This is a genomic window from Streptomyces sp. PsTaAH-124, from assembly GCF_000373685.1.
Lineage (GTDB): Bacteria > Actinomycetota > Actinomycetes > Streptomycetales > Streptomycetaceae > Streptomyces > Streptomyces andamanensis.
The window spans coordinates 70,169-80,559 of the sequence record NZ_KB892206.1 but is presented as its reverse complement, the minus strand read 5'-3'; the positions used below and the strand labels follow the sequence as shown (position 1 = coordinate 80,559).

Genomic DNA, 10,391 nt, shown 5'->3' with positions numbered 1-10,391 from the left:
CGTATCCCTCGACGGTGCCGTGCACCGGCGGACCGCCGGCGCACGCGAGCCGGTCACGCACGGGTCCGGGGCGGTCCGGCTCCCCGCTCCCGGGAGGGGAGGGGTCACGGTTGCGGGTCAGCGCCGGAATTGCACCGGCTTCCCCCAGGACAGGCGTGAAACGACCGGGCCACTCTACCGGCCCCGTCCGGAGCGGCTGCGGGGCGGCTGTGGGGCGGCCGTGGCACGGAGCCGTACCGGCGGGGCCCCGGAGAGACAAAAGACCTACGAGACGGGTTCCCTTCGCCGGTATGGTCCGGATCAGGTGATGGGGGTCGCCGTCCGGTCCGTCCTGCTCACTGGACCTTCGGCCTCTCAGCCCTACCGTCGACGTCGGCCCCGGCGGATACCGCAGCATCTCGCCCGAGTCGGCTACGCCGGTGGGACTCCCTCACTCGTCTCGCAGGCACTTATCAGCATAGAACGGCTGCTGCCCGATACAAGGGGCGGAAGGGGAAAAATACCCTCTTTTCTCGGGTCTTCTACCGCCCGCCACCGCTCCCGGGGGCGCCCTCCGTCAGGTCGATCAGGCGGCACACCGTGTCGATGTCCGCCTTCACCTGCGCGATGGAGGCCCGGCCCGAGAGCCAGGTGATCAGCGCCGAGAGCCAGGTGTGCTCGATGACGCGCACGGCGGAGAGCTGCTCGGGCGTCGGGTCGTCCTGGCCCATGGCGTCCAGGATGATCGCCGTGGTCTGCCGGGAGACCTGGTCGACCTCGGGGCTCACGCTGCGGTCGGCGAAGGTCAGCGCGCGCACCATCGCGTCCGCGAGGTCGGGCTCGCTCTGGAGCGCGAAGAACGCCCGCATCAGCGTCTCCGCCACCCGCTCGGCGGCCCGCTCGCCCGCCGGTGGCCGCTTGCGCAGCGTGCCGTGCAGCCGCTCCAGCTGGTCCTGCATGGTGGCGACCAGCAGATGCACCTTGGACGGGAAGTAGCGGTAGAGCGTGCCGAGCGCCACCTCGGAGGACTCCGCGACCTCCCGCATCTGCACCGCGTCGAACCCGCCCCGGCAGGCCAGGCGCGCGCTGGCGCGCAGGATGCGGCGGCGGCGCGCCTCCTGCCGCTCGGTGAGCGGCGGCGCGGCCGGCCGGGAGATACGGGCTTGCGCGGGCATGGGTCGCACTCCGTGGCAGTCGGTGGGGCCGTGGGCCGGTGGAGCCGGCGGGCCCGGTGGTCGGACAGCGTGGCAGGGCGTCCGGCCGGTGTGCGAGAGGCGGGGCGTTCGCGAGCCGTGGCGCGAATCACCCGGTCCCCCGCTCACAGCGCGGCTACCTGCCGGTAGATTCGGAGCCTCCGGAACGATCAAGTCTGAAACTTGTTCTAGATTAGCGTCCCGGCGTAATCTCGCGGCGGTGCAGTCAGAAGGGGGCCCAGAGTGACCGCTGAGGCCAGTCAGGCAGGCTCCCCGGCGGATCTCGCCGCGGACGGCGGGCGACCGCTCAGGATCGCGCTCCTCACCTACAAGGGGAACCCGTTCTGCGGCGGCCAGGGCGTCTACGTCCGCCATCTCTCGCGCGAACTGGCCCGCCTCGGCCACCGCGTCGAGGTGATCGGCTCCCAGCCCTACCCCGTCCTGGACGAGAACGAGGACTACGCGGGCGCGCTGCGCCTGACCGAGCTGCCCAGCCTCGACCTCTACCGCCAGCCCGACCCCTTCCGCACCCCCGGCCGCGGCGAGTACCGCGACTGGATCGACGCGCTGGAGGTCGCCACCATGTGGACCGGCGGCTTCCCCGAGCCGCTGACGTTCTCGCTGCGCGCCCGCCGCCATCTGCGCGCCCGGCGCGGCGAGTTCGACGTCGTCCACGACAACCAGACCCTCGGCTACGGACTCCTCGGCGACGTCGGCGCCCCGCTGGTCACCACCGTCCACCACCCCATCACCGTGGACCGGCGGCTGGAGCTGGACGCGGCGGCCACCCGGCAGCGGCAGTGGTCGGTGCGCCGCTGGTACGCCTTCACCCGGATGCAGAAGCGGGTGGCGCGCCGTCTGCCGTCCGTGCTCACCGTCTCCGGCACCTCCCGGCAGGAGATCGTCGACCACCTCGGTGTCCGCCCCGACCGCATCCACGTGGTGCACATCGGCGCCGACACCGGCCTGTTCTCGCCCGACCCGTCCGTGGCCCGGGTGAGCGGCCGGATCGTCACCACCTCCAGCGCCGATGTGCCGCTCAAGGGCCTGGTCTTCCTGGTGGAGGCGCTGGCCAAGGTCCGCGCCGAGCACCCCGGCGCCCATCTGGTCGTGGTCGGCAAGCGGCCGTCCGAGGGCCCGGTCGCGCGGGCCGTGGAGCGCTACGGCCTCCAGGACGCCGTCGAGTTCGTCAAGGGCATCTCCGACGCCGAACTGGTCGACCTGGTCCGCTCGGCCGAGGTCGCCTGCGTGCCCTCGCTCTACGAGGGCTTCTCGCTGCCCGCCGCCGAGGCCATGGCCACCGGGACCCCGCTGCTGGCCACGACCGGCGGCGCGATCCCCGAGGTGGCGGGCCGGGACGGCGAGACCTGCCTCGCCGTGCCGCCGGGCGACGCGGAGGCCCTGGCCGCCGGGCTGGTCCGGCTGCTGGGCGACCCGGGCCTGCGGGCGCGGCTCGGCGCCGCCGGACGCGAGCGCGTGCTGCGGCACTTCACCTGGGCCCGCGCCGCCGAGGGCACCGTCGCCCGCTACCGCGAGGCCATCGCGGACGCCGCCCGCCCCGCGGGAGCGGCCGCGCGCCGCCGCCCCGCACCGGCGGCCGCCGTGCCCGCGGCGGACGCACCCGCGCCGGACGCACCCGCCGCGACCGCAGCCGCACCAGCCGCAGAAGCAGCAGACGCATACGAAAGCAGGGCAACGTGCTGACCGTCGACTTCTCCCGGTTCCCGCTCGCGCCGGGCGACCGCGTCCTCGACCTCGGCTGCGGCGCCGGACGGCACGCGTTCGAGTGCTACCGGCGCGGCGCCCGGGTGGTGGCCCTCGACCAGAACGCCGAGGAGATCAGCGAGGTCGCCAAGTGGTTCGCGGCGATGAAGGAGGCCGGCGAGGCACCCGCCGGGGCCACCGCCACCGCCCTGCGGGGCGACGCCCTCGCGCTGCCCTTCCCCGACGAGTCCTTCGACGTCGTCATCATCTCCGAGGTGATGGAGCACATCCACGACGACAAGGGCGTCCTCGCCGAGATGGTGCGCATCCTGCGGCCGGGCGGCCGGATCGCGGTCACCGTGCCGCGCTACGGCCCCGAGAAGGTCTGCTGGACCCTGTCCGACGCCTACCACGAGGTCGAGGGCGGCCACATCCGCATCTACAAGGCGGACGAACTGCTCGGCAAGATCCGCGAGGCCGGGCTCAAGCCGTACGGCACGCACCACGCGCACGCCCTGCACTCGCCGTACTGGTGGCTCAAGTGCGCCTTCGGCGTCGACAACGACCAGGTGCTCCCGGTGAAGGCGTACCACAAGCTGCTGGTCTGGGACATCATGAAGAAGCCGCTGGCCACCCGGGTCGCCGAGCAGGCGCTGAACCCGCTGATCGGCAAGAGCTTCGTGGCGTACGCGACCAAGCCCCATCTGCCCCGGGCGGACGCCAAGTGACCACGCCCCGGACAGAACACCTCGTCCTGCCCGGGGTCCTCACCGCCGGGCAGGCCGCCGCCACCGTGGCCGGGCTCCTCGCCGTCCAGCGGGAGGACGGGGCCATCCCGTGGTTCCGCGGCCACCACCTCGACCCGTGGGACCACACCGAGGCCGCCATGGCGCTGGACGCGGCGGGCGAGCACGAGGCCGCCGCGCGGGCCTACGACTGGCTGGCCCGTCACCAGCTCCCCGACGGCTCCTGGTACGCCGCCTACGCGGACGGCGCCCACGACGACGTCACCGGCCGCCACCGGGAGACCAACTTCGTCGCCTATGTGGCCGTCGGCGTCTGGCACCACTACCTGTCCACCGGCGACGACACCTTCCTGGACCGCATGTGGCCCGTGGTGTACGCGGCCGTCGAGTTCGTGCTGCGCCTCCAGCAGCCGGGCGGCCAGATCGGCTGGAAGCGCGACGACGACGGAACGGCCACCGCGGACGCGCTGCTGACCGGCTCCGCCTCCGTCCACCACGCGCTGTGCTGCGCGCTGGCCATCGCCGAGCAGCGCGAAGAGCCGCAGCCCGACTGGGAGTTGGCGGCCGGTGCGCTGCGGCACGCGATCCGCAGGCACCCGGAGCGGTTCCTGGACAAGGACCGCTACTCGATGGACTGGTACTACCCGGTGCTCGGCGGCGCGGTCACCGGCGCCGAGGCCAAGGCGCGCATCGAGGCCGGCTGGGACCGCTTCGTGGTGCCCGGCCTCGGGGTGCGCTGCGTGGTGCCCAACCCGTGGGTGACCGGCGGCGAGTCGGCCGAACTCGCCCTCACCCTCTGGGCGGTGGGCGAGTCCGACCGCGCGCTCGACGTCCTCCAGTCCATCCAGCACCTGCGCGATGCGGACAGCGGCCTGTACTGGACCGGCTACGTCTTCGAGGACGACGCCATATGGCCGCGCGAACTGACCACGTGGACGGCCGGTTCGCTGCTCCTCGCGGTCGCCGCGCTCGGCGGCCACGAGCCCACCTGCACGGTCTTCGCGCAGGACGGCCCGCCCAGGGGACTGGAACCCGACTGCTGCGGCTGACGCGCTCCGGCGGGCCGCCGAGGCCGCGTCAGCCGCGGTGCAGCCGGTTGGCCACGGCGTGCCCGATGAACAGGTACACGACCGCGGCCAGGCCGTAGCCCGCGACCACCCGGGCCCACGCCTCGTCGAAGGTGAACAGGTCACGCGACCAGCCGGCGAGCCAGTCGGCCGCTCCATGGATGAACCGCACCAGGTCGTTGGCCCGGTTCGCGTCCAGCAGGTACATCAGGATCCACAGTCCGAGGATGACGGCCATGACATCGGCGACCACCGCGATGACCGTCCCGGCGGAGCCGGAACCCGTGCGATATCGAGGGGACATGCCAAGCGTCTGGCCGCGCGTGGCCGCTTGAAACCTCCCGCGCGCACACGTCGTCACGGCGTACGCACCCTCCGTGCCGTGTTTCGACAGGTATGGCGTGTTTCATCGGGTATGCCGTGGTTCACACGGACCTCTGGAGTATCCGAGACCCGGAGCAACACCTTTCGGAGGACACCGTGCCCGTACCGATACGGCGCCTCACCGTGGCGCTCACCCTCTGCTGCGCCCTGCTCGCCGGTTCCACCCCCGTGTGGGCGGCGGGCCAGGGCGACGGGCGGCAGACCGTCCCCAGCGTCGCGGTCGCCGCCCCCACGCCCAGCCCGAGCACCCCCGCCGAGCGGCAGAAGTTCGCCAAGACCCGGTTCGTGGCGAACGCGGGCCTCGCGGCCGGCGCGACCTACCAGTGGATCGTGAAACCGTACAAGGAAGGCAAGTTCAAGAAGGGCGCCAAGCACCGCAGGACGACGCTCGTCAAGGCGGCCCTGGCCGGTGCGTTCACCTACAACCGGCTGAAGGCGGCCGAGCGCAACGCCAAGGGCGACCCGACCCTCTCCAAGGCGCTGGCCCCGCTGGAGTCGGCCATCGCCGGGCTCAAGGACCTCCCGGCCAAGCTCCGCAAGGGCGACGGTTCGGCCGCGAGCAGCTTCAACGACACCATCAACAAGGTGAAGGACGCGGGCAAGGGCGCGGGCGCGCCCGTCAAGGACAAGGTGCCCACGCCGTCCGAGCTGCGGCAGGGCGCCAAGTCCGGCTCCTGAGCCGCCCGTACGCTCGCGCGAACGGCGACGGCCCCCGCCCGGAGTCCGGACGGGGGCCGTACGGCCATGGGGCTGTGGGGCCGTGGAGCCGTGAAGAGTGGTGGCGCGGTGGCGCGGATCAGCCGCGCTGGATGTTCGAGGCGTCCTGGAGGACACCGCGGCGGCCGTCCTGCATCTCGGTCAGCAGGCCCTGGCCGCGCTGCTCGACGGCCAGGTACCAGACGCCCGGCGCCAGCTCGGCGATCGGCGCGGACGAACCGTCCTCGCCGAACAGCGGACGCGGCGCGGGCACCGCGAACCAGAACGGCGAGAAGGCCGGAGTCTGCTGACCGGCGGCCGCCGGGGCGGGAGCGGGCTGGCCCGGCTGCGGCTGCCCGCCGAAGGACGGACCGCCGCCCTGCGGCTGCCCGCCGTACGGCTGGGGCTGGGCGCCCGGGTAGCCGTAACCGGCCTGCGGCTGGCCGCCGTACGGGCCCGGGGCGACCGGCTTGGGCGCCGAGACCAGCGGGGCCTGGAGCGCCGGGACCAGCGGGGTGGCGATCACCGCGCCCGCCATGACCAGGGACGCGATGAAGCCGAGGATCAGGCCCGCGCCCGCGCCGACCGTGCTGGGCGTGTCCACCAGGTCCCAGAACAGGATCCACGCCACGAGCACCGTGAACCCCGCGCCGACCGTGCCCAGTTCCAGACCGGCCACCTTGCGGGGCTGGGGCAGGCAGCGCTGCACGACGACCAGGACCGCACCGATCACCCCGCCCATGTAGATGCCGAGCCCCAGACCGAGCCCGTCCCAGGCGTTGGTGGCGAGGTAGTTGTCGTACGTGTGGAGGAACGACGCGATGAACAGCAACACCGCTGCTCCGATCACCACGCCGTCGCCCCGAGTGAGGGAGCGGATATTCACTTCAGGTCCTTCAGTCGTCTTGTCGCGGGTCAGAGGCGTCGCTTCGGCAGGCCGCCGGTACCGGGTCCTGGGGTGAAGCGCGGGGGTGGCCCCTCATCGTACGGGTGACACTATCGTCCGTCCGGCGCGCCTGTCCGCCGGGAACGGGGTGCGGATCACGACCCGCGCAGGAAACTCACGATTCCCTCAGACAACCCCTCCGCCGCCTTCTGCCGCCAGCTTCCGCTGGTCAGCAGGGCCGCGTCGGTGCGGTCGCGCATGTTGCCGCACTCGATGAACACCTTGGGAACCGTTGACAGATTGAGACCCCCGAGGTCCTTCCGCGTGACGAGTCCGGTGCCGCCGCCGAGGTAGTTGGACGGCGGTTCGCCGGTGCTCCGCCGGAAGCCGTCCGCGACGTGTTCCCCCAGGACCTCGGAGGCGGCCGCGATCGGGCGGGTGTCGGCGGCGCCGCCGTGCACGGCCGCCGGGAGGATCACGTGGAAGCCGCGGTCGCCGGGGGCGGCGCCGTCGGCGTGGATCGAGAGCGCCGCGTCCGCGTGCGCGCTGTTGCCGATCCGGGCGCGCTCGTCCACGCACGGCCCCCAGTCCGGGGAGCCGTCGTCGTGGGTCAGCTTCACCGTGACGCCCTGCCGCTGGAGCAGCGTGCGCAGCCGGTGCGCCACGTCCAGCGTGAACCGAGCCTCGGCGTAGCCGTCGTTGGTGGACGTGCCCGTGGTGTCGCACTCCTTGCGGTCGGTGCCGATGTCCACCGGGCGGTTGATCTGCGACGTGTGGCGGAAGTTGCCGGGATTGTGGCCCGGGTCGATGACGACGACCTTGCCCGCGAGGGTGCCCGCGCCGGATCCCTTGCCGTCCTCGGACGACGGACCGGGGGAGCCGGACGGCGCACCCGGGGCGGCGGGGGAGGCGGGGGAGGCGGAGGCCGGGGGAGAGGCGGCGGAGCCGTCGTCCGGCGCGCCCACCGCCTCGTACCCGAGCCAGCCCAGCAGCCCGCCGCACACCAGCGCGGTGAGCAGCACGACGGGTGTACGGCGCGAACGGCCGGGGCGCCCGGGGGGCTCGGGCCGGTCCGGGTGCGGGCTCCGGGGGCCTGGGTCTGCGTACGACACGGCTGCGACTCTAACCGCGCGCCGGGGCGCTCGCGCCGGTCCGCCGCAGGACGCGCAGCGAGCCCGTCGCCGAGACCTCGGTGAACTCCCCGGACTCCAGCGCCCGCAGATACACGCGGTACGGCGCCTGCCCGGTGAACTCGTCCTCGGGTTCCGGGAACACGTCGTGGAGGACGAGCAGCCCGCTCGCCGCCAGGTGCGGGGCCCAGCCCGCGTAGTCGGCACCGGCGTGCTCGTCGGTGTGCCCGCCGTCGACGAAGACCAGCCCGAGCGGGGTGTTCCACAGCGCGGCGATCTGCGGCGAGCGGCCGACGAGCGCCACCACGTGCTCCTCCAGACCGGCCCGGTGCAGCGTGCGCCGGAACGCGGGCAGCGTGTCCATCAGGCCGATCTCCGGGTCGACCGTCTCCGGGTCGTGGTAGTCCCAGCCGGGCTGCTGCTCCTCGCTGCCCCGGTGGTGGTCGACGGTGAGCGCGGTGACTCCCGCCTGCCGCGCCGCGTCGGCGAGCAGCACCGTGGAGCGCCCGCAGTACGTGCCGACCTCCAGCAGCGGCAGCCCGAGCCGCCCGGCGTCCGCCGCCGCCGCGTACAGCGCCAGCCCCTCGTCCGTGGGCATGAACCCCTTCGCGGCCTCGAACGCGGCCAGGATGTCGGGCTTCGGTACCGCGGTCATGCGGCGGGTCCTTCCGGTCGTACGTACGGCGTGCCGGGCGCCCATGCTGCCGCACCCGCTGCCGGGCGGGCGACAGCGGGTGCGGTGGTGTGCGTGCGGCGGGCGGCTCGGGCGGTCCGGTCCGGGCGGTCCCGGCCGGGGCAGTACCGGCCGGACGGTCCCGGTCGGGACGTCAGGCGCTGACCGTCTCGCCCGGCAGGGCCAGGTCGAGGTCGACCGGGCGGTCGTCGCCGGTGTGGGTGGCCGAGGCGGCGTGCGGGCCGTGGCCGGTGGCGCGGGCGGCCAGGACGTACGGTCCCCGGGCCGGGACCGCGAGGGCGTAGCTGCCGTCGGCCGAGGAGAGGGTGGCACCGGCCTGGCGGCCGTGCCGGTCGATCAGCGTGACCTTGGCGCGGGCGACCGGGGCGCCGGCGGCGTCCAGGACCCGGCCGCGGAAGCCGCCCAGCGCCTCCTGCGCGCGGGCCAGGTTCGCGTCCTCCTCGCTGCTGGCGCGCAGTTGCGGGGCGGTGGAGCGGGCGGGCCGGGGCACGCACAGGGCGAGCACCAGGCCGACGGCGACGGCGGCGGTGGCGATCAGGAAGGAGACGCGGAAGCCGTGCATGGTGGGCACGGCCACGCCGTTCACCTGGTGGGCGGTGTTGGCCAGCACCATGCCGATCACGGCGCTGGAGACCGAGGTGCCGATGGAGCGCATCAGCGTGTTCAGGCCGTTGGCCGCGCCGGTCTCGGCGGCCGGGACCGCGCCGACGATCAGCGCGGGCAGCGAGGAGTAGGCGAGACCGATGCCGGCGCCCAGCATCACCGAGGTGAGCACCGTCTGCCAGGCCGCGTCCATCAGGCCGAGGCCGCCGCCGTAGCCGATCGCGATGACCACCAGGCCGATGACCAGGGTGGTGCGGGGGCCGTAGCGGGCGGACAGCCGGGCGTAGACGGGCGCGGTGAACATCATCGTCAGGCCGAGCGGGGCCACGCACAGGCCCGCGACGACCATCGACCGGCCCAGGCCGTAGCCGGTGGCGGTGGGGAGCTGGAGCAGCTGCGGCAGGACCAGGGAGACGACGTAGAAGGCGACGCCGACCATGATCGAGGCGAGGTTGGTGAGCAGCACCTCGCGGCGGGCGGTGGTGCGCAGGTCGACCAGCGGGGCCTTGCTGCGCAGCTCCATCAGGCCCCACAGCAGCAGGACGACGACGGCGGCGGCGAACAGGCCGAGCGTGGTGGGCGAGGACCAGCCCCAGTCACTGCCCTTGGTGATCGGCAGCAGGAACAGCACCAGTCCCGCGGACAGGCCGAGCGCGCCCGGCAGGTCGAAGGAGCCCGCGGCGCGCATCGGCGACTCGGGGACGGTCAGCAGGGTGAGGACGATGGCGAGGACGCCGAGCCCGGCGGCGCCGTAGAAGAGGGCGTGCCAGTCGGTGTGCTGGGCGACGAGGGCCGCGGCGGGCAGCGCGAGGCCGCCGCCGACGCCGATGGAGGAACTCATCAGCGCCATCGAGGAGCCGAGCTTCTCGCGCGGCAGCATGTCGCGCATCAGGCCGATGCCGAGCGGGATCGCGCCCATGGCGAAGCCCTGGAGCGTACGGCCCACGATCATGGCGAGCAACGCACTTGTGAAGGCGCTGACCAGCGCGCCCGCGACCATGACCGTGAGGCTGGCTATCAGCATCCGGCGCTTGCCGTAGAGGTCGCCGAGGCGGCCCATGATCGGCGTGGCCACGGCGCCGGAGAGGAGGGTGGAGGTCAGGACCCAGGTGGCGTTGCTGGGGGAGGTGTCCAGCAGCAGCGGCAGGTCCTTGATGACCGGGACGAGCAGGGTCTGCATCACCGCGACAACGATGCCCGCGAAGGCGAGCACCGGGACGACGGCCCCGCTCGCGCTCCGGGCGGGCCGGTTGGTCGTCGTGAGCGTCATTGAGGGCGGCCTCCAGGCCTTGAGAACGAAGGTTCGGTG

At 73.5% G+C, this 10,391-nt stretch carries 10 protein-coding genes and 1 riboswitch; of the genes, 4 read left to right on the top strand and 6 right to left on the bottom strand.

What is annotated here, in order from left to right:
- Window positions 1-72: 72 nt before the first annotated feature.
- Window positions 73-144: riboswitch (cobalamin riboswitch) on the bottom strand.
- A 377-nt stretch (window positions 145-521) separates the two neighbouring features.
- Window positions 522-1,154, bottom strand: coding sequence for a TetR family transcriptional regulator (locus B086_RS0132220; RefSeq protein WP_018570564.1), 633 nt, complete (start codon window positions 1,152-1,154; stop codon window positions 522-524).
- A 261-nt stretch (window positions 1,155-1,415) separates the two neighbouring features.
- Here B086_RS0132220 and B086_RS0132215 point away from each other — a divergent pair, with 261 nt between their 5' ends.
- The 3 genes from B086_RS0132215 to B086_RS0132205 are packed head-to-tail and all read left to right on the top strand — an operon-like array spanning window position 1,416 to window position 4,671.
- Window positions 1,416-2,876, top strand: coding sequence for a glycosyltransferase family 4 protein (locus B086_RS0132215; protein ID WP_018570563.1), 1,461 nt, complete (start codon window positions 1,416-1,418; stop codon window positions 2,874-2,876).
- On the top strand, window positions 2,870-3,604 hold the full coding sequence (locus tag B086_RS0132210) for a class I SAM-dependent methyltransferase (protein ID WP_018570562.1): 735 nt from the start codon (window positions 2,870-2,872) through the stop codon (window positions 3,602-3,604). The genes B086_RS0132215 and B086_RS0132210 overlap by 7 nt, the downstream gene beginning before the upstream one ends.
- Entirely contained in the window at window positions 3,601-4,671 is a 1,071-nt protein-coding gene (locus tag B086_RS0132205) for a prenyltransferase/squalene oxidase repeat-containing protein (protein WP_018570561.1), read from the top strand. Before B086_RS0132210 ends, B086_RS0132205 begins: the two co-directional genes overlap by 4 nt.
- Window positions 4,672-4,699: 28 nt before the next feature.
- Here B086_RS0132205 and B086_RS0132200 read toward each other — a convergent pair whose 3' ends face one another.
- Complete coding sequence (locus B086_RS0132200; protein ID WP_026252980.1) at window positions 4,700-4,993, bottom strand: hypothetical protein; 294 nt, start codon at window positions 4,991-4,993, stop codon at window positions 4,700-4,702.
- 176 nt (window positions 4,994-5,169) lie between these two features.
- Between B086_RS0132200 and B086_RS0132195 the strand changes: the two genes are divergently transcribed.
- Window positions 5,170-5,751: a hypothetical protein gene (locus tag B086_RS0132195; protein WP_018570559.1), complete on the top strand. Its 582-nt coding sequence runs from the start codon at window positions 5,170-5,172 to the stop codon at window positions 5,749-5,751.
- 118 nt (window positions 5,752-5,869) lie between these two features.
- Here the strand turns inward: B086_RS0132195 and B086_RS0132190 are convergent, their stop codons facing one another.
- The 4 genes from B086_RS0132190 to B086_RS0132175 form a co-directional block, all read right to left on the bottom strand.
- Window positions 5,870-6,655 (bottom strand): hypothetical protein, encoded by a 786-nt coding sequence (locus B086_RS0132190; protein ID WP_199785624.1) that lies wholly within the window; start codon window positions 6,653-6,655, stop codon window positions 5,870-5,872.
- 155 nt (window positions 6,656-6,810) lie between these two features.
- Complete coding sequence (locus B086_RS0132185) at window positions 6,811-7,767, bottom strand: N-acetylmuramoyl-L-alanine amidase (protein WP_199790799.1); 957 nt, start codon at window positions 7,765-7,767, stop codon at window positions 6,811-6,813.
- A gap of 10 nt (window positions 7,768-7,777) precedes the next feature.
- A complete protein-coding gene (locus B086_RS0132180) occupies window positions 7,778-8,440 on the bottom strand; it encodes a class I SAM-dependent methyltransferase (protein WP_018570556.1) in 663 nt (220 codons plus the stop codon).
- 172 nt (window positions 8,441-8,612) lie between these two features.
- Window positions 8,613-10,352: an MFS transporter gene (locus B086_RS0132175; protein ID WP_018570555.1), complete on the bottom strand. Its 1,740-nt coding sequence runs from the start codon at window positions 10,350-10,352 to the stop codon at window positions 8,613-8,615.
- Window positions 10,353-10,391: the final 39 nt, after the last annotated feature.